Source organism: Microbacterium natoriense (genome assembly GCF_030816295.1).
GTDB lineage: Bacteria > Actinomycetota > Actinomycetes > Actinomycetales > Microbacteriaceae > Microbacterium > Microbacterium natoriense_A.
The window spans coordinates 1,638,828-1,657,340 of sequence record NZ_JAUSXV010000001.1 but is presented as its reverse complement, the minus strand read 5'-3'; the positions used below and the strand labels follow the sequence as shown (position 1 = coordinate 1,657,340).

Genomic DNA, 18,513 nt, shown 5'->3' with positions numbered 1-18,513 from the left:
CACCAGCCAAGAGCGTCATATGCTAGCGATAACCAGCAAGTGCAATTTGTTGATGGCGGGGGGCATGGATGCCAGAGACCGAACACCAGCGGAACATCCGTAAGACGCGGGAAGCGGCAGAGGCCACGGCCGTCGAGGCGGCTCGCTCGGCTGTCTGGCAGGCCGAGTCCGCCTACCAGTCCCAGCGGGCCGCTGATGCCGCGGAAGCAGCGGCGGCAGCGCAACGGCAGACGCAGTTCCTGCAGGCGCAGGCACTCGATGAGCAGCGACGCGCGGCGTTCGCCCTGTGGCGGCAGAGCCCCGACGGTCAAGCTTTCGACCGCTGGTCACGGAGCGCACACGCACTTATCGCACAGTACGACGCGAACACTGCAGCGTTCGACGCCGCCTGGCAGCGCGAACGCAAGACCGCGATCGATGCGATCACGGCCGGGGAACGCGAGCAGTTCTCGAGCGGGATCTATGTTGACGGCAGGCCACAGCCCGTCAGCCACGCGAACGCCAACCTGTACGCACTTTGTGTACTGTTTGCCGCCGGCTCCATCGTCCTCTTCGCCATCATGGGCGTCAGCGCCCTCTTCATGGGCGGGCACTCGATCTTCGGCGCGGAATGGCCCCTTGCTGCCCTCGGCGCCAGCGCGGCAACATTCGTCTGGGGCCTCGCCCTGTCCGCACATCACCCGGAATGGAAGGATGAACGCGCACGAGGCGAGGCCGCAGCCGCAGACTGGACAGAAAGGAACACACAAGCTCGCAACAAGGCGTCCGCAGACAGGCGCGCCCGCTTTGACTTTGACCCGCTCGAGGACCTCGACTGGCAACCCCGGCCGTGGACGAGCACGCCGCATCCCGGGCGCGATATCACTGACTTCACCGCAATCGCCTACACCGGCTTCCCTCGTGCCGATCAACTACCGGCGCTGCCCGTCATCGCCGTGCGGGACCCGGACAGCGAGCCCCTCCTCGGGCTCCGCGAAGTTCTCCGGAACATGACCACCCAATGACGAGTCAATCCACATGCCCAGAGAAGGCGGGGCGTCGTTGCCAGCGTCAGCGTCAGCAAGGACAACGATCGCATCGGTTCGCTCTAAGACCTGCTCTCCGCCTGCACGTTCGCTGGCCAATGCGCTTGTGGTCTAGCATCACGACATGATTAAAACAGTTATGAGTAGTTTTTTAGAATCTGACTAACTATAGTTAGTCAGACTATGGACCCGCTTGAGAACCCCTACACCCCGAACGCCGGCGCTACGCCACCGGTGCTTCTGGGTCGCGATGATCAATTGGCGAAGTTTGAACTGTTGCTTGCTCGCTTGGAGCGCGGACGCACAGAACAGTCGATGATCATCACCGGACTTCGCGGCGTCGGGAAGACGTCATTGCTCAGTGAGTTCCGGAAGAAGGCGGAGTCTCGGGAATGGGCGGTCGTCGAGATCGAGGTCAGCAAGCATTCCGACCTTGACTTCAGGAAGCAGCTCACGCATCAGATGCGTCGAGCTTTGCTTTCCCTCTCACCGAAGGCACGTTGGGGAGACCGGGCGCGCAATGCCGCCGGTGTACTGAAGTCATTTTCCGTGTCGTTCGATCCGACCGGAGCGATCACCGCAGGCTTCGATGTAGACCCCGTCGAAGGGCGCGGGGATTCTGGGGCGCTTGACATCGACCTCACCGATCTGTTCGTTGCCGTTGGGGAGGCAGCACAGGAGAAGCGGAAGGGTGTGCTTCTCCTGCTCGATGAAGTGCAGTTCCTCAGCCGCCCACAGCTCGAGGCGCTCGTCATGGCCCTGCACAAGACGGTGCAGCGCGCTCTTCCCATCACGATGGTGGCAGCGGGCCTTCCCCAGATCGCTGAGCTTACCGGCGAAGCGAAGTCGTACTCTGAGCGGCTCTTCACCTTCCCCGCAATCGACCGCCTCTCTGAGGCAGACGCTGCCGCCGCACTGACCGAACCTGCGGAAGAACAATCGCTGAAGTACGAAGAGGCTGCAGTGAACGCCGCCTACGACCTAACCGGCGGATACCCGTTCTTCATTCAAGAGCTCGGCTACGCCATCTGGCCACTTGCAGAGATCCAAGGCGTCACCCAAGCAGACGTCGACAACGCTGAAGGCATCTTCATCGAGAAACTTGATAGCAGCTTCTTCCGAGTGAGGCTCGATCGAACCACCGAGCTCGAGCAGGCTTACCTACGGGCGATGGCGCAGCTCGGTCCTGATCCTCAACCCGCTGCCCAAGTAGCTGCTCTGCTCGGCCGCACTTCTGAGCAGTGCGGCCCTGCCCGCTCGACTCTCATCGAGAAGGGGCTCCTATATACGCCGAACTACGGGTTCGCTGCCTTCACCGTGCCGCACTTTGATCGATATATGCTGCGCGCAGTCCCTGAACTAGTAGTACCGCCCATCCGAGCTCGAAGGGCGAAGAAGAAATGACTAGCCACTGCTCGGAGCAACTACAGCCTTGGAACTCGCCGATCCCGAAGGCGCACGCTCGATGAGTCCATCAGCCTTCGGTCCTGCCGCTGACCGCAGCAAGACCGCACCCCACGGATATTTGGGCGATGGATGGTCGATGGATGCGATGGAGGAGAACTTCCGGAAGTGGAAATTGAAAGAGGAAGGGCGGGAACCGTTGAGAGGCGAGTTTTTCGAAAGCTACATCAGGTACATGTACGATTCCCTCCTCGCTCAGCAGGCTGAGGAAGTGACCGTCCAACGTAGGGTCAAAGTCGAGGACACACACGGATCCTCCTTCGAGATTGACGTCCTCTACGAGTTCAGCGTTGCCGGAGTCCGCCATCGGGTCGCAATCGAATGCAAAGACACCCGCCGCCCCATCGGGAGGGATGACGTGATTGCTTTCGTGGGGAAGGTCAAAGGCCTTTCCCATACGATCGGCGTCTTCATCTCCCGTCGAGGATTCCAGGCGGGGGCGTTGAAGTACCTAGACGACCACGGGATCGAGCACTTTGACGGAACGCAGATCCCCCATTTCGGACAGCTACTCGCAAACCGAATTGCCGCGGTCGCTTTACCCGGCGCACAAACACATGGAGCTCCGTTCTGGGGACTCGCGGAAACCACGGACGACAAGGTCACAGGAAACTGGCTTCTGGTCCCGGATCCGGACTCGAGCAGGCGCCGATGGCCTCGCGTCAGGACGCCTCCGATGCTGTTTCCGCTCTTCCTCTCCAAGCCCGCTGCAGAACAGTTCCGACGACGAATCGGCGCAGAAGACTATGCAGTCCGGGGGATCTCCCAACCAACATTGCGCCTCCTAACTTCCGCGCCGGCGAGCATCCCGCACCGGTTCGGGCTCTTCCGAAACCTGCAGACCGATGACGGACCGGTCTTCGAATACGATTCCCTTGCCGCGGCAGATATCCACGCAGAGTACGTCGTCTTGGACTAGCGATGACGGACGTAACTGCGAAGGGGAATCCGGTTCCCACCTCCAGCCCCTCCCACCGTCCGCAACATGCGGAACCGTCTCAGTAACTGCCGAGCGGTATTCGCCTCGCCGAAGCGGATGAGCGCTCCAGTTGCTGAATTTCGAGTGACGCGCACGGCATCGAAACACTCCTCCATGCCGTGCGCCTCAATACTGGCGATCCGATCGACAGGTATTCGATCAGATTCACCTTCCTGGCAGCACGCCGGCACCGCTCCTCCGCCTAAGCCGTGAGAGAGCAGTGTTGACCAGTGCGTGAGCCGCTGACTCCGCCTCTCGCGCGGTTGACGGCTCATCGCGGCCATCGCACAGGGGATAGATCCGGATCCCCATATCGCGATAGCCCAAGCGATACTCCGAGAATTCATCCACCCGCGATCCACAAAGCGGGGACCGCTACCTCCCAGCCACCAGCACCGCTGGGCGACCGCAGGCGGTGAGGCGATCGAGGTGCGATGGAAAATGAGCCCTCGCGCTCCGCCCTACCGCCCGAGCGAGCTGTGCTGGGCCTTCCAGCCAGTGACGGGGGCAGGTGACCCACCGAAAGTACAGGTTGGATCGCTACTGATCGGCGCCTTGCGGGCCTCGCTTCTAACCGGGGATCAGGATCGTGACGATGGAGATAACGATCGCGAGTGCCGGGAATCCCGTCCCGATGATTGCCGACCACAATGAACGCCCGTACGAGGGCTGCAAGTATGCGCGCATCTCTGCGCTCATCGGCTCGTCGATGTCCACAAGAACGCCCGATGGCACCGCTGCCGCGAGACGCTCGAGCTGGTCGAGCCTGCCGACGATGACCAACCCGAGCATCACGCGCAGGAACTCCAGGTAGCGCTGCAGGTCTCCTATTCGTTTCCCGCGAAAGCTGTCTAACCCTTTCGGTGGCACGTTGAGCATGATGCGGTATACGAGGTGGACAATGTTCTCTGCGACGTCCGGCCTCAGATCGGCCGCGAAGTATCGGCGACGGGACAGGACGAAGACCAGGCTTCGGGCGAGCGCGCCTGATCCTTGAAGTGTCAGTATCGCGTCAACGCGCGAGAAGCTCCGCCCGACCGTTGGCGAGCACTGCCGTTCGAGTTGACGGATGCGACGTGCGATTGTCGTGCTGGGGGCGAGCATTCCGACAAGCCAGTACAAGTAAAGCCATCCGGTAGTCAACCAGAAGAACCAGTTCGCGGGAACGAGACTTGCAGACGCCGCTGAGGCCAGGGACCGGCCGTCCATTGCCTCTAAGAACACGACGATCGTGAGAAGAGCCGCGAATCCTGCGATGACACCGGCACAGGTTCCGAGCGTTCGCGACATGGTGGCGATGTAGTAGAAACCGATTCGGACGCGTATCTTCCTCTGATCAGGCGATCTTGGAGGGATCTTCAAGACGCGCTCTAGACCCCCTCGGTCAACACGCGCGAAGAGTTCGAAGGGCGTCGACAACGTGTACTGGTCGACTGTCTCGCGTCGCCGAAGATCGTGTTTCACACTCATCGATAGATCCTTCCTGTCGGGCCTTTCGCCGCGCGCGAGGGCCGCGCTCTTCGTCCATAGTGCGCACAGACGCTACTCATCACTAGTTGAAGGTTGCATGCTGTTTCAGCGAATATGGTACGCATTCGCACGCATGACCACCTGAACACGCCTCTTGGGGAACACATGAACGACGACAATCGTCAGGGCCAGCTCCCAATAGACCTGCCTGGTCTCCCGAGGCTCTTCACAATCCCGCAGCTGGCGGAGTACTTCGGCGTGTCCGTCCGTACGGTGGAAGGCTGGAACTCACGCGGTGGTGGACCGCGTTCTGTGAAGATTGGCCGGCACGTCCGCTACACAGAGGACAGCATCCGGGAGTATCTGGCCTCTCGTTCCGTCACCTGACGGCTCTCAGAACGATGTGAACGGGAACTGCCTCTCAAGGATGTCTGCGGTCTGCGACGGCACGACCCTGTTCGGTTTCGCGTAGTGATCACGAGTTGTCTTGCTGTCGGCGTGCCCGAGAAGGCTCGCGGCAAGGTCCATGCCGGCATGGTCAGCGATCGTCATCGCCGCCATCTTCCGGAACGCACGACACGTCACATCGGACGGCTCGACCCCGATCCCGAGCAGGATCTCCGCATGCGCGGCTCGGAAGCTCCGCAACATCCGGTTGACGTTGTGAGTCCCCCGCGGTTTCCCGGTCCGGGTCGGGAATAGCAGCGCATGCTCGTTGTGGCGATAGTTGGCCATGCGCCGTCGAAGGACCTCTGCCGCGAAGGCCGGCACGGTGATCGCCCGCTGCTGACTCTTCCGCTTCGGCGTGCTCTTCCAGATGGTGCCGTGCTTCTTCGTTGTCGACACTGTCCCCTGCAAGTTCAGGAGAGCCCGATCGCCGAGAAAAGTAACGTCCTGACGTCGGATGCCTAGAGCTTCGGCCGGACGCAGGGACGTGCCCAGCATGATGAGGATCAGATCTATGACGAGGTCCACGTCGGGCACTCCCCCGCCACGACGTTCCGGGTTCACGCCAGTCCATTGCTTCAGCAGACGGAGCATCATATCCACCTGTTCGAAATCCCACTCGATGTAATGCGGCTCCGGGTCATGCATGCGCGGCGTGTCAGGGAGCGGGTTGCGCTCGAGCGCCCGGTGGACGACAGCGAATTTGAGGAGCACGGACATCACCCGTCGAACGTTACGGGCGTAGCTGATCGTGTGGTTGCGCCTCATCTTCTTGAGCAGGGCATGACAGAGCCCCGCATCGACGCGTCTGATGGGTACGGCTCCGATGTACTCGGTGATCTTCCCGCGCCCCACCTGCGCGTAGCTCTCCTTGGTGCTCTGTTGAATGTCGCCCCTCTCTTCGACGTCGGCCAGCCACAGCTCGACGACTTCTGCGACGGTGCTGTCCGGGCTGATGTTGACGAACATCCCTTCCCAGACAGCGTCGGCCTTGTTCATGAGGCGATCCAACGCCTGCTTCTGGGTCTTTCCTGTGGCGGAGAGCCGGAACGCCTTCCCGGCGCCGTTGCGCACCATGCCGCGCGCTTCGATCATGTCTCTCCGCGGGTAGTAGCTGACCTTTCCGAGCTCGCCGGGCTCCTTCCTCGGCCTAGGCACGACCCATCACATCCTTGTTGAGCGGGGGCACGCTCAGCGCTCGTTGAAGGCCCTCACCTGGCACTCGAGGGCGTACCAAGAGTAGGTGAGAGCGTATCCATCGCGTAGCTATGCGTAGTAACACTGCGTAATGCGGGCAAGATTCTGAAATCGGTCGTTTGGGGGCCTTCAGAACGAAGTTAACTAGTATTCTGCAACTTTTGAGAATGGGGTCAGGTGCCCCGTTTTGCCGCGGAATTACGCGGAAGTTGAGGAGGGGGCGGAAATGGGCGCTGGAATGTCGTTGGGTTCTGGTTCTTACATAAGGTGTCGGCTGTTCGGGGGGTCGCGTCTTGTCTTCCATGCCGTTCATCTGCTAGGTCTCCAGGGGTTCGGGGTTCTTGCCCCACCACCCCTGCGGCAAGTCCCCGTAGGCTCGAGCGGTTTAGGGGTCGGCTGGTGAGCCGGCTGCGCGCGCTGCTTGACAGGTTGAGTGGCCGTGAGTCTCGGGGCTTGCGGGAGCAGCTGCTCGTTGTTTCGTCGCGGGCTCGCGAGCTTGAGCGCGAGCTCGACGAAGCTCAGGAGTCGCTTTCGGGCCGTGAGGTCGCGGAAGAATCACCGTCTGGTGCTGATCCAATGAGCCGCCGGTGGATGGGGCGCGCGCGGCGTTGGTTACCATCCGCCGTGATAGCGGTCACGTTGGCGGTGCTCTTCAACGCTGGGCGGACGCGCTTTCGGGGTCTTCGCGGATGAGGTTGACACTGCCCCCGCAGCGGACTTAGGTTCGTTCAACGTGCGCGTAGAGACCGCTCCCGGCGTCGACCATCCACCGTTGCTGGTGACCCGGAACACGCATTGGCAGGGCGCGAACTCTTTTCAGGTGCAGTTCGATGTCAACGGACCATCATGGTCCTTCGGACGCACGATTGAAGCCTCGCGGGTGATCGTTGCGGCTCCCGCCGAGATGCTGAACTGGGTGTGTGCACCCATGGTGACTGCGACCGCCGAGGATGGAGGCTCGGCGTACTCGTCTACGGAGTGGTCGCGCGGCTCGACGCTCGCAGACGGGGAGGAGATGACGGCTGCGCTGCGGGCGGGACTCAACGCGCCTTCTGCACCGGACGACGGTGACTTGACCAAGGTTCTGTCGTGGGACGGTGTTGAGCTACATCGCACGGTCAGTCCATCTGAGTACATACAGGGCAGTACGGGCACGCAACGACTTGTTGGCGTGGAGTGCATGGAAACGAGACAAGGGGCGAGACTTGAGCCCGGCCAGTCGAACAACGCCTGGGCGGAGTGGGCGAGTCAGAACCTCGCCCGCATCGATCCCCCACTCGAGGAAGGTTCGCTCCAGCGATGGCGCATACCGGGCATGAAGGCTACAACGATCGATTCGTATGCGTCTCGGTATGAGACGTCGTTCGCCTTTCCTATCAGCTGGAGCCTGCTGTCAGGGGACACTGGCGACCTGTCTGTGTCCGCAACAGCGATCTCCTGGTGCGCCACGGAAACATCGTGTCGCGACAAATACTCAGGAACGGCATACTCGTGGGTCTTCCAGGACACCATCGCCCTGCAGGCGGAGCAGCAACGCACGAACGGCGCCTCACTCGTGTTCAGTGTCCTCGCGGGGTTCATCCTGTCCGAAGCGGCAGCCCGACTCAGGAAATGCGGGAAGAACCGCCACCTGTCCTGAGCTCCTCCCCGCCGCGCATGTGGAGGGCATGACAAAGAAGCGCAACGAGCTCGCCGAGTTGGGTAGCTACCTCATGAGAATATCCGGGACGAGCCTGCTGCTCACCGTACCGGTGTATCTCGCAACGCTGTTAGTACGGGCGCCGCTCCCGGAGGCGATCGCCAGCGTGGGAGTGATGGGGACCATGACCGGGATCATCCTGGTTGCCGGAGTGGCGCTGTTCGTAGTTGCACAGCGCACCAACGGCACGGCCGAATGCGAGAAGCGTGTGACCGGCGTGCGCTAACGCCGCTCTCCAAGGGATCCATCCGCATGGTCGCCGTGGTGGCGCCGCGCCCCCTAGTGGGTCGCGGAAGTTGGGGCATTGCGCGCTCGATCGGGTTGAGGGCGGAGGTTCTTGTGTCTGGCCCGACGGCTGCGCAGCGCATTCGGTGCCTATCTGTCGATGACGCGCGCAGGCTGCGCGGGCGAGAGTTCCGTCTTGTTCACCGCCAGCCATCGGGCCTTCACGTTGCTGTGACTGTGCACTTTGGCCCCTAACGGCAACCGGACGGATGACCGCTCGCCGCGTGATCGCGGCGCGGCACACCCGTGCGCTCGGGTCACCTCGCTCGAACTCTCACGACCGACGTCGGATCCCCCACATCGGGCCTCTCTGCAGTGCGCCACGTCAGGTTGGACCCGACGTTCGAGAAGTGACGCTGACCTCTAATGCGGCGGAACCAACGACTACATCAGGACCAGATGCGATGGTCAGGAAGAGCCTTCTGAAGGCGAGTGTGATGGGAACTCACGCCTGGACGGCGCCGCATGCAGTGCGACAAGAACATCCGAAGGGCGAGGATCGGTTAGTCACCGGGCGAGCTTCCGAGAGTAGCCTTCTCATGACGCTCTGAAGAGTGTCTCCGCCGCCATCTACGCAGGGGGACAGGAAGAGATGAGTGAGCAAATGAGGCGTCGTCTAGTACGTAGTGACGCGCGTCACAACCGTGAGCACATCGCCCTTATCGCACGGAAAGCGATATCAGACGATCCTCACGTATCGTACAACGTCATCGCGCAAAAGGCTGGGGTGGGAGCAGGAACTCTATATAGACACTTTCCCAGCCGGACGGATCTGTTGCGTCATGTCTATCGAGACGACATCGCGCAGCTCCGCGCACATGCGGAACGCGCCCTCATGCGTTCCGGACGCTCCGACGCACTTCGAAATTGGGTACTGGAGATCGGTGATCTTGTGCGGAGGGTCCCCGGCCTGGGAGACGTGATTGTCGCGGACACAAGAGGCGGGCGCACCGGCCCCATGTGCGACGAGATCATGTTGACAATTGACATGCTACTTAACAGGCACAACGGGAATCACCGTCCGGCCGTTCAGGGCGGTGTCTTCCTTCTGCTGTTGAGTAGAGCTTGGAACGCAAGAGATGCCATGGGAGGAACAGCTCAAGCTAACCGTCTCCTCGAAACGCTCCTTGGACTGGTCAGTGACTAAGTGCCATGTCAAGGTGTCACCATCAGTCCCCTCAGTGATTGGGAACACATGAAACGGCGAATCGAAAGGGAGCGGGTCGAGGCATGGGCATAACTGACGAGTCCTGTTGCCAAGGAGTGAGACGTCCGCCTGTTTGGTGCATGGTCGCCTACAGGGAGAGACGATGAGTGCGATTGCTCCGCTCCAGGGCAACGCCCTGCGGAACTACGGCAAGATTCGGCAGGCCGCGCGAACTGAGTTCGCGCGAGACCCTTACGCCTCTGTCCTCTCGATAGCCCGGGTCGCCGGAGTAGGCGCATCCTGCGTCTATCGACACTTTCCAGTGCCTGAAGATATGGTTCTTGACGTCTATCGAGAGGACGTTGAAGAGATCGGCGATGCCATCAGCCGAATGTTGACTCGCGACCCGGCCAACACCTTTCGAGCCTGGGGCCAAGAACTTGCGGTGCTGATGAGCAGGCACCCCAGACTGGGCGCGATCTGCGAGGCGCCTTCCGCGAGAACAGCGGCTAATGAGACTTACCTCGCTCTCGTCGGGATCACGAGGGGGATCCTCGAGCTTGCCAGTAGGCGAAACCATCTCTCCGAGAAGCTATCCGCGGAGGATGTCCTGATGCTCCTGAGTGCAACATGGGGCCTCGAGAGCGGAGACAAAAGGAAAGAGGAAGAAGCTAGCGTTCTCCAGGTCATCGTCGAGCTGGTCTTCGATGTATCGGCGTGAGATCCACAGCAATACCCACGCAAACCGGAAGACCGAACATGGTGTGTCCTCCGCAACGCTGGCAGTTGCGATCCTCCTACTGTCAGGCACTTATGGTCCTAGCTTCGATTGGGTCGGTCTGACCGGTTCGCATAGGTCGGACCGCGCCGCGGTCCTCACTCCTAGCGCGAATCGGACGGATCAGGGCCGACGGCGTCTAGACGTGCACGCTGTCGGCAGCCGCCGCAATCGCCCATCCGTCGTACGCGGCCTCCAGACGCTCAACGAGGGCGCGGTGAGTTGCCGGGTCGTCCCATTCCGATGCAGCCTCGTGTGCAGCTGCTCGGCCGACACCGCCGCGGTGTCCTCGGCCGGAGCCGTACCAGCGGTTCGCGCGCCCGAGGTAGGGCGGATCTGCGATCGCAAGGCGCATGGAGATAGGAAACGGACCACCGTCGTTGAGCGCCTTCGTGTACATGCCTCGGCTGCAGTTGACACGCCGTCAGAGTGCGCTTCGCGCATATGCACGCTGCGGTGTTGTCCACCGTTTGGAGGATAGACAGGCCTGGTGACGCGTAGATAGGTTTGCCTAACCACAGTGCCGGATCGTCCAGCACCGGTCATTTCCAGGGGGACATGTGACGCACAACAATCAGTCCACGGCTCTGCGAGCACATCGACTCAGCGGGCTCCCGGTGCTCGCGATCGTCACTTCAGTCGTGACGATCGCCGCCAGCATCGCGTTCGCCGGCCCGTCTGCCCAGGCCGATACGCAGGCCGGCGACGGGCTTATCACCACGCAGGACGTGGCCGAGGCCCTGCAGAACGTCCAGGGCGGCCTGCTGCAAGACGCCGTCCCGACCTCTCCGATTTCCACACCGGATGGGACCGCCGCAGAGTCCGCGGCGCTCGACATTACGATTCCCGGAGACGCGAGTAGCGGGGTCACACTGTCTGCCGGCGGCTTCACGATGGACATCAGCCTGCCGAACGCCGACCAGGCCGGGCAGAGCGAGACCCTCGCCGACGGCAGCACGGCCTACCCCTCGAACGGCGCGAGCGCCAACGCCGTGATCCCCACCGCCAACAGTGTCCAGTTGCTGTCGATCATCGACAACAACACCGCGTCAGAGAACTACTCCTACGACCTGACCTTGCCCGCGGGAAATCGGCTTGAGGCGACTGCTGATGGTGGCGCTCGCGTCGTGGATGAGCAGGACACGGTGAAGGTGGAGTTCGAACCGGCGTGGGCTCAGGACGCCGCAGGAAAGAGCGTGCCAACGCGCTACACCGTGGAGGGCAACACCCTCACGCAGATCGTCGAGCACCAGAACCTCACGGGTGTCACGTACCCGATCGTCGCCGACCCCCTCCCGGTGGTCGTGATCGTCATCACGGCTCTCGCCATGGTTGCCGTGGCGGCGCTTGCACTCGGTGTGGCGACGTGGCTCGTGGTGAGCTGGTGGAACACTTGCCGCGCTCAGAACAAGTGGCCACAATTATCGACGAAGAACGGGTTCACCGCCCGCTGCGTGAAGTAACGGAGGACGAAGCCATGTCGCAACGAGAGCCACTGAAGATCGATCGCGTGTTCGTCATGATCGCCTCCGCTGTTACCGCGGTCGGAATCGTGGCGATCGCGACCATGCTTCTTGCGGCCGCGGCCTTTACGAATGGGACGAGCATCGGCATCCCGCTCGTTGCCACGTTCGATGGCCTCCGCGAAGTGAGCAGCTCGCCCACCGTCACAATCACCGGCTCCTGGATCTCAGCCGTCGTCGTGACGATCATCCTCGCTCTCCCGCTCTGGATCGTCGCTGTCCGCTACCGACGCGCCCCAGTAACCGAGAGCTGACACCGTCGAAGGGGCCGTGGTGTGACGCACCACGGGCCCCGCTTGGTGTTCTTCCTGGCCGGTGTGGGCGGTGCGGTTGACGTATTCGTGTCCGGTGCCGGCCTCGAGGGCGAGGACCGCTGCGCTGTGCCCGTCGATGAACACGTGCCGCAGTAACCGCCCGTACTTGTCGACGTCGGCTTGAGTCGGGTCAGATCGCACCTCCACCGTCCGCCCGTAGACCAGGTCATCAAGGAACGTGCGTGCTTCTTCGGCGTAGCATTCGCTGGTCTCTCCCCCACGCCCGATCTCCGGGGTATCGATCCCGATCAGCCGCACACGCACTGTCCCGCCGTCGGTGGCGACGTCGATCGTGTGGCCGTCGACGACCGCAACGACTTCGACTGTCTCCCTGACCGGCTTGGCCGTCGCGGTGTTGACCATGGGCGTGCAGCCTGCGAGGGCCACGGCGGCGAGGAGGGCGGCCGCTCCCCCCTGCTGACGGTTCATGCGACGGCGGCCTGTTGGTCGGCGGCAGGCCATTCGCCGGTGAGTTCGTCGGCGCCGCGGGAGCGCCGGCGGTGCATGACCTGGCGTTCGAGGTCGGTGTAGGTGGCCTTCATGGACCAGTGGTTGACGTCGGCCTGCAGCTGCACGGTGGTGGCTTCGAGCTCAGCGATCCGCTGCCGCATGTATTCGTAGGTGACCCAGGAGATGTGCGGCCGCTCAACGATCGGTGCCGGCGCCGTGGTGGTTGTCGTATTCATGATCGTGCTCAGCCGACGCGGGAGGCGAGCTCGTCGATCTTGTCGGGACGGAAGCCACCCCCGCGATGACGACGGGGGACTGCAGGTAGCCGAGGGCTTTGACCTGCTCGAGCGCTGACGGGTCCTGGGTGAGATCACGGATCTCGTAGGCGAGGATGGATGGAGACCGCACCGAACGCGCACCTTGCCTACGTCACAGACGTGAACCGATCGCCCTCGGATGGCACTAAGGGTCTCGCTCAGCTCATGAAAGCCTGGAAGTACGCCAACTCGAAGAGCGCCAGGATCTCGTCCTTCTATCTAGAGAAGCGAGCGGCGCAACGGATGGCGACTGAATCGTCTTTTTATCCCCTACCTCGACTTCGCCTACATGATGGGCGGCCTGGCTAGAAACAACCTCGCCGATATGAACGACCCGACGGGCCTCACTGTCCACTTCCGGGCCGCATCGACGGAGAGAGCTACCACTCGCTCGCCGTGGCGAGCATCGCCGCCGATGCGAAGCGCGTTGCAGACGCCATCGAGCTCGAGAAAGCCGGCAGGCGATCGGAGGCGTTCGCGAAACTCGACTACGTCTTCGTGGGCACGACATTCCCGGCACAGTTCTATTGACAGGTCTCCCCGGCGCCGAGTGGTCAGGGCCCCTATCCTGACGTCATGACGAGCACATTCCCGGAAGCATCGAGCGGCGCCAAGGATTACGGTCGCTCGACCTCCGGAGTGCGACGCGGACGCAGGGTGACCAAGTCGTACATCAAGGCTTGGGCAGACGAGCGCAACGTCGTCGACGTGCTCGACGTGGACGAAGGCCGCGGATATCCGTCCGCGATCGGAGATGCCTCCGTCGTCAGTTACGATTACGACCCCAACGCGTTCCGGCACGATCTCGAAGGCGCGTTCAGCGTCATCGAGGGCAGCGGTATCGCGGCGATTCGCAAGCTCCGTGCGGGCGAGGAAATGAGCCGGCCCGACTTGACGGCCGTGATCGCGTTCCTCGATATGCATCTTCACCGCGGCCGCTACGCCAACCGCGTCAGCGCCCGGCAACCGGCGCTGCTGTTCATCGATGACGAGAGCGTCCAGGAAGCGGAGCTGAACTACGGAGATCTGCTGTCGCTCGCCCACGATCATCCCGACACGCTGCGCCTAACGTCTCTCGAACTCGAGCAGCGAGCGTGGAAAATCTACCCCTTCGAGGGACTATGGACCGGCGACGGGGCGGTGCTTCTCTTTGCTCTCGGCGGCGGCCAAGAGCCCACCTCCATCGCGTTTCCGCTGTCCCCCACACAACTCCTCGTGATCGGCGACGATCTCCCCGAGGACGTCAACATGAACCGTCTCATCGGGCTCAGATCTCGTCGATGGGTCGTCGGGCAGCGGGGCACGCTCCCCATCGAGGCGGTGAAGCGAATCAAGGCGCAGTGCGACGCTGAGGCCGGGCCCGCGCAGTAGGTTGACGCGGTCCTAATCGCTGACCGGCTGGAGCAGGTGTGGCCCGTCGTCCGTCGTGCCGAACGGGCGCACCTGGTCGATCCGCAACTGCTCGGCTTCCGCGACGCCGCGCGCGCGGCCTCATCGACGAGCGCCTGGTCACTGACCACGCTGGGATCGATCCACTGCAACCACATGCGCTCCGGCATGATCACCCGGGTTGCGGTCGTGGAGGCCGGCGAGGGCCGGCACGACGCCAGGAGGATTAGTCCTCAAAGCGATAAGCTTCATATCCAGACAGGTTGACGCGGGGGGCTCTTCGATCGCCTATGGGCTTAGCTGTTCGTGCGCGACTGCGGCGAAAGAAACTGACGGCTTCCCACCATCCAGGAGGAGAAACCGGGTCGCCGGCGCCGTCGTGCAACACGACTTCACTGCCGAGGACGACGGTCAGGTGGTCCGGCATGATCCGGATCTCGGCCCCATAGTCCTCGGTCGGTCTTCCGGCATAGGGAGCCCACCCGCACGTATGGAGTTGGTCAACGACAACCGATCCCTCGGGCACGGTGATAAAAAGCATGGAGATAGGAAACGGACCACCGTCGTTGAGCGCCTTCGTGTACATGCCTCGGCTGCAGTTGACACGCCGTCAGAGTGCGCTTCGCGCATATGCACGCTGCGGTGTTGTCCACCGTTTGGAGGATAGACAGGCCTGGTGACGCGTAGATAGGTTTGCCTAACCACAGTGCCGGATCGTCCAGCACCGGTCATTTCCAGGGGGACATGTGACGCACAACAATCAGTCCACGGCTCTGCGAGCACATCGACTCAGCGGGCTCCCGGTGCTCGCGATCGTCACTTCAGTCGTGACGATCGCCGCCAGCATCGCGTTCGCCGGCCCGTCTGCCCGGGCAGACACGCAGGCCGGCGACGGGCTTGTTACCACGCCGGACGTCACCGAGGCCCTGCAGAACGTCCAGGGGGGCCTGCTGCAAGACGCCGTCCCGACCTCTCCGATTTCCACACCAGATGGGACCGCCGCAGTTGGCGGCACTCCTGCATCAGCTGAAGAGGTAGCGCAGCAAGCTGATCTCGTCGATGAGATCGTCCTGGATGCCGCCGCAGGAGAAGACGGGAGCGGCGATGCAACTATCGCTCAGATCGATGAGGTGACCGCGGTCATTCCCGCGGATCTGTCAAGGCCGGTGACCGTCGAGTCGGAGGCAGGGACAACCATCGAGCTCATCCTGCCCCAAGGCGACGGCTCGACAAGGACCGTCCCGGACATCGCGACCATCACCCACGATCTCAACGACGGATCGAGCATTGTTCCCGTTGTCCGAAGCAACGGAGTTCTTCAGGTGTTGAGCGTCATCAATGACGCCTCGTCCCCCACTTCGTTTGTCTACGGCGTGACCGCGGACTCAGGAGGTTCGATGTCCCCGCTCCCTGACGGCGGAGTCGGCGTGCTGAGCGCCGCGGGCAAGGAAGTCGCTATCGTGGCGCCACCTTGGGCGAAAGACGCCAACGGACAGGACATCCCGACTCGTTTCGAGCTCGACGGTAACAAACTCACCCAAATCGTCGACACGGCGTCCGTGCCATCGGCCACCTATCCGGTAGTGGCAGACCCGGCAGTAAGCGTGAAGTACACGAAGTACACAGTCATCGACCTGGTCCCGACAAAGAACTGGACCAACAAGGCAAGACAGCTCGGCATCTGCAAGATTCAAGCGGGTGCCGGCGGTGGCACCTGCTCCAACTCCTACTCCGTCTCCACGTCGATCCAGACGAGCCTGGGAGCCACCGTGGGAGACGTCAGCGCAGGTATCGGGTTCAACGCGTCAAAGTCCGTCACCGGGACTGTAACTTGGACATCAGGCAAGGCAGCTGCGGGAACAACATACAAAGCTTGGGCAGTCGGAACCCGCGTCACCTACAAGGTACAAAAGTGGACCGGATACAAGACACTCGGCATGAAGACTCCAAACTGGCGAATCGACTCCACATCCGGCACCTTGACCGCGTTCAGCCCCGTCGTCGGATTCGCGGTCAGTAAATGAACGCTCGGACCTTGGCCTGGATGCTGGCATGGGGAATCCCCAGCGCTTCCCTGATACTAGGGATCGTGCTGACCGTCATGGCACAAGTAGATGTGTGGGCGGAATTCGGCGCTCACACATACGAAGCGTCAAGAATCGTCGTGTGGCCGGCAGGCGTTGCCCTGCTCGCAACGGGAGTCCTCGGCCTCACCGCCGTATCGCTCGCAACAGCGCTCACAGTAAGGCCCGATCGAAGTAGATAATCTGACGCCCCAAAATGCGTCTCTCTTGGGGACGCTTCCGCCTCTGCGCGGCGTCCCCATGATCGCCGTCACTCGTGCGCACCGCTAGGGCGTGTTGCTAAAGCTGATGCTGAAAGGCCGGATCGCAGCCCGTGATAGACGTCCATTTTCGAGAGGTCCAACCATGGGCGATTCTTCCCGAGCCTCCGGAACTTGGTTTCGGGGTTCGGGAAGAGCGAGACCTGTACGCGGAGCAGTTCAAGCACAAAAGGATCGCTCGGCTCGACGTCGTCTGCCCTCCTACCTGCCGCGCTCAGAACGAGTGGTCTGAGCTGTCGACGAAGAACGGGTTCACTGCCCGCTGCGTGTTCGATCGCGTGTTCGTCATGATCGCCTCCGCTGTTATCGCGGTCGAATCGATGGATCGATTGGTACAACGTGAGACGCCTGCACTCGACCATCGACGGCATACCATCCCGCCCGGTGATGACACCCGCATAGGAGCGACAAAGTACCGGGAACGGTTCAGGTACCATCGAATATGGCCAATCCGTACTTCTTCTCGAATGAGCGACACAAGATCGACCGACCGCTTGTGCACCAGTGGCTGTCTGAGGCCTCATATTGGGCGGTGGGCCGGCCGCGATCCGTGCAGGACGCCGCCATTGACGCGTCGCGCAATTATGGGGTGTGGCGCGAGGACTCCGGGGAGCAAGTCGCGTACGCCCGAGTCGTCACCGATGGCGTCACGTTCGCGTGGCTCTGCGATGTGTTCGTGGTCCCAGAAGTACGAGGCGCCGGCGTCGGAAAGATGCTGATGGCTGGCGTCATCAGCGATTTGGAGCCGTTAGGGTTGCGCCGAACGCTCCTTGCGACGGCGGATGCTCACGGACTTTATGAGCAGTACGGCTTCTCGGAACTACCCGTTCCTTCTCAGTTCATGGCCAGAATGCGTTCGTGACGCTGCACTCTGGAGGCGCTGCGTCTTCCGACGTTCGTGAGCACTCGCGCTTCGGTCCTGGCCTTGGGATGAATATCGAAGCCGGGGCATCGTTTCGCGCGTTTGCAGACCTGAGCGATATGTCGACTATGCGCGGAAATCCAGGGGCGTGCCGTAGCCCAAGGCGCGAGCTCGGTGGTACACGTGCCAGGCGGCGACGCAATCTTGGAGCGGGAGTCTTACGGCGATGTAGATGCTCGGCGCAGCTGCCGAGTCATGATCTCTCAGCGCTGCGCTAGTGGGAAGCGCTGTCGGGTGGATGATCGGGTGGACAAGGCGGCGCACCGCGTCTTGAATCGCCCCGGGTTAGTGGAGGGCGAGTTCTCCCGGCGTCGGCTGGCGAAGGGAGTTCGTCTCACGGTAGTACTCGTTCTCCTTCTCGATGGGTGTGCGGTATCCGATCGAGGAGTGCAGCTGGTTCTCGTTGAACCAATGCGCCCAGGAGAGCGTGGCGAGTTCGAGGTCGTCGGCGCCGCGGAACGGGCCGTCGATCTTCACGCGCTCAGTCTTGTAGAGGCCGACGACGCTCTCTGCGAGGGCGTTGTCGTAGCTGTCGCCGACGGTCCCGATCGACGCGATCGCACCGACGTCCGCGTACCGCTCGGTGTAACGCAACGCCGTGTATTCAGGTCCCGCGTTCGAGTATTGATTGACGCCGGTGATTTCCTCGCGGGCCGATCCCGAACCCAGAGTACCCTCTCGAACGCGTCCAGCGGCAGGTCGGTCGGCATCTTCGACATTGTTCTCCAGCCGACGATACGGCGTGCGGACGCGTCGGTGACGA

21 protein-coding genes and 1 pseudogene are annotated in these 18,513 nt (G+C 62.2%); 14 read left to right on the top strand and 8 right to left on the bottom strand.

The window, feature by feature from the left end:
* The first annotated feature begins 68 nt into the window (after positions 1 to 68).
* From QFZ53_RS07530 to QFZ53_RS07520, 3 genes are all read left to right on the top strand, one after another.
* Positions 69 to 1,004 (top strand): hypothetical protein, encoded by a 936-nt coding sequence (locus QFZ53_RS07530; protein ID WP_307295098.1) that lies wholly within the window; start codon positions 69 to 71, stop codon positions 1,002 to 1,004.
* Between the two features lie 204 nt (positions 1,005 to 1,208).
* A complete protein-coding gene (locus tag QFZ53_RS07525) occupies positions 1,209 to 2,429 on the top strand; it encodes an ATP-binding protein (protein WP_307295097.1) in 1,221 nt (406 codons plus the stop codon).
* Positions 2,430 to 2,568: 139 nt separating this feature from the next.
* Positions 2,569 to 3,408, top strand: a complete 840-nt coding sequence (locus tag QFZ53_RS07520) for a restriction endonuclease (RefSeq protein WP_307295095.1) — start codon at positions 2,569 to 2,571, stop codon at positions 3,406 to 3,408.
* A 630-nt stretch (positions 3,409 to 4,038) separates the two neighbouring features.
* Here the strand turns inward: QFZ53_RS07520 and QFZ53_RS07515 are convergent.
* Positions 4,039 to 4,938, bottom strand: coding sequence for a hypothetical protein (locus tag QFZ53_RS07515; RefSeq protein WP_307295094.1), 900 nt, complete (start codon positions 4,936 to 4,938; stop codon positions 4,039 to 4,041).
* A 114-nt stretch (positions 4,939 to 5,052) separates the two neighbouring features.
* On the opposite strand from QFZ53_RS07515, the gene QFZ53_RS07510 reads away from it, so the two are divergent.
* Positions 5,053 to 5,325: a helix-turn-helix transcriptional regulator gene (locus QFZ53_RS07510; RefSeq protein WP_307295092.1), complete on the top strand. Its 273-nt coding sequence runs from the start codon at positions 5,053 to 5,055 to the stop codon at positions 5,323 to 5,325.
* Positions 5,326 to 5,331: 6 nt separating this feature from the next.
* Here the strand turns inward: QFZ53_RS07510 and QFZ53_RS07505 are convergent, their stop codons facing one another.
* On the bottom strand, positions 5,332 to 6,480 hold the full coding sequence (locus QFZ53_RS07505) for a tyrosine-type recombinase/integrase (RefSeq protein ID WP_307295091.1): 1,149 nt from the start codon (positions 6,478 to 6,480) through the stop codon (positions 5,332 to 5,334).
* Between the two features lie 835 nt (positions 6,481 to 7,315).
* On the opposite strand from QFZ53_RS07505, the gene QFZ53_RS07500 reads away from it, so the two are divergent.
* The 4 genes from QFZ53_RS07500 (at position 7,316) to QFZ53_RS07490 (ending at position 10,434) form a co-directional block, all read left to right on the top strand.
* Positions 7,316 to 8,221 (top strand): hypothetical protein, encoded by a 906-nt coding sequence (locus QFZ53_RS07500; protein WP_307295089.1) that lies wholly within the window; start codon positions 7,316 to 7,318, stop codon positions 8,219 to 8,221.
* 28 nt (positions 8,222 to 8,249) lie between these two features.
* Entirely contained in the window at positions 8,250 to 8,507 is a 258-nt protein-coding gene (locus QFZ53_RS07495) for a hypothetical protein (RefSeq protein ID WP_307295087.1), read from the top strand.
* A 651-nt stretch (positions 8,508 to 9,158) separates the two neighbouring features.
* Complete coding sequence (locus tag QFZ53_RS19855; RefSeq protein WP_373426253.1) at positions 9,159 to 9,713, top strand: TetR/AcrR family transcriptional regulator; 555 nt, start codon at positions 9,159 to 9,161, stop codon at positions 9,711 to 9,713.
* A 334-nt stretch (positions 9,714 to 10,047) separates the two neighbouring features.
* Positions 10,048 to 10,434: a hypothetical protein gene (locus tag QFZ53_RS07490; RefSeq protein ID WP_307295085.1), complete on the top strand. Its 387-nt coding sequence runs from the start codon at positions 10,048 to 10,050 to the stop codon at positions 10,432 to 10,434.
* Positions 10,435 to 10,630: 196 nt separating this feature from the next.
* Here the strand turns inward: QFZ53_RS07490 and QFZ53_RS07485 are convergent, their stop codons facing one another.
* Positions 10,631 to 10,846: a hypothetical protein gene (locus QFZ53_RS07485; RefSeq protein WP_307295083.1), complete on the bottom strand. Its 216-nt coding sequence runs from the start codon at positions 10,844 to 10,846 to the stop codon at positions 10,631 to 10,633.
* A 205-nt stretch (positions 10,847 to 11,051) separates the two neighbouring features.
* On the opposite strand from QFZ53_RS07485, the gene QFZ53_RS07480 reads away from it, so the two are divergent.
* Positions 11,052 to 11,954 (top strand): hypothetical protein, encoded by a 903-nt coding sequence (locus QFZ53_RS07480; RefSeq protein WP_307295081.1) that lies wholly within the window; start codon positions 11,052 to 11,054, stop codon positions 11,952 to 11,954.
* Here the strand turns inward: QFZ53_RS07480 and QFZ53_RS07475 are convergent.
* From QFZ53_RS07475 to QFZ53_RS07460, 4 genes and pseudogenes are all read right to left on the bottom strand, one after another.
* Positions 11,932 to 12,204: a hypothetical protein gene (locus QFZ53_RS07475; protein WP_307295079.1), complete on the bottom strand. Its 273-nt coding sequence runs from the start codon at positions 12,202 to 12,204 to the stop codon at positions 11,932 to 11,934. The genes QFZ53_RS07480 and QFZ53_RS07475 overlap by 23 nt on opposite strands.
* On the bottom strand, positions 12,182 to 12,757 hold the full coding sequence (locus QFZ53_RS07470; RefSeq protein ID WP_307295077.1) for a thermonuclease family protein: 576 nt from the start codon (positions 12,755 to 12,757) through the stop codon (positions 12,182 to 12,184). Before QFZ53_RS07470 ends, QFZ53_RS07475 begins: the two co-directional genes overlap by 23 nt.
* Positions 12,754 to 13,014, bottom strand: a complete 261-nt coding sequence (locus tag QFZ53_RS07465; RefSeq protein WP_307295075.1) for a hypothetical protein — start codon at positions 13,012 to 13,014, stop codon at positions 12,754 to 12,756. The genes QFZ53_RS07470 and QFZ53_RS07465 overlap by 4 nt, the downstream gene beginning before the upstream one ends.
* 8 nt (positions 13,015 to 13,022) lie before the next feature.
* Positions 13,023 to 13,162 (bottom strand): annotated as a pseudogene (locus tag QFZ53_RS07460) (NrdH-redoxin); the annotation flags it as partial.
* 329 nt (positions 13,163 to 13,491) lie between these two features.
* On the opposite strand from QFZ53_RS07460, the gene QFZ53_RS07455 reads away from it, so the two are divergent.
* The 5 genes from QFZ53_RS07455 to QFZ53_RS07435 all read left to right on the top strand — a co-directional run bounded on the left by QFZ53_RS07455 (position 13,492) and on the right by QFZ53_RS07435 (position 17,690).
* Positions 13,492 to 13,626, top strand: coding sequence for a hypothetical protein (locus QFZ53_RS07455; protein WP_307295073.1), 135 nt, complete (start codon positions 13,492 to 13,494; stop codon positions 13,624 to 13,626).
* Between the two features lie 126 nt (positions 13,627 to 13,752).
* Positions 13,753 to 14,466 carry a hypothetical protein gene (locus tag QFZ53_RS07450; RefSeq protein WP_307295072.1) on the top strand — a complete coding sequence of 238 codons (714 nt, stop codon included), beginning with the start codon at positions 13,753 to 13,755 and terminating at the stop codon, positions 14,464 to 14,466.
* Between the two features lie 36 nt (positions 14,467 to 14,502).
* Complete coding sequence (locus QFZ53_RS07445; protein WP_307295071.1) at positions 14,503 to 14,751, top strand: hypothetical protein; 249 nt, start codon at positions 14,503 to 14,505, stop codon at positions 14,749 to 14,751.
* A 560-nt stretch (positions 14,752 to 15,311) separates the two neighbouring features.
* Positions 15,312 to 16,508 (top strand): hypothetical protein, encoded by a 1,197-nt coding sequence (locus tag QFZ53_RS07440; protein ID WP_307295070.1) that lies wholly within the window; start codon positions 15,312 to 15,314, stop codon positions 16,506 to 16,508.
* A gap of 762 nt (positions 16,509 to 17,270) precedes the next feature.
* A complete protein-coding gene (locus tag QFZ53_RS07435) occupies positions 17,271 to 17,690 on the top strand; it encodes a GNAT family N-acetyltransferase (protein WP_307295067.1) in 420 nt (139 codons plus the stop codon).
* A 345-nt stretch (positions 17,691 to 18,035) separates the two neighbouring features.
* Here the strand turns inward: QFZ53_RS07435 and QFZ53_RS07430 are convergent, their stop codons facing one another.
* Positions 18,036 to 18,344: an integrase core domain-containing protein gene (locus QFZ53_RS07430; RefSeq protein WP_307295065.1), complete on the bottom strand. Its 309-nt coding sequence runs from the start codon at positions 18,342 to 18,344 to the stop codon at positions 18,036 to 18,038.
* Positions 18,345 to 18,513: the final 169 nt, after the last annotated feature.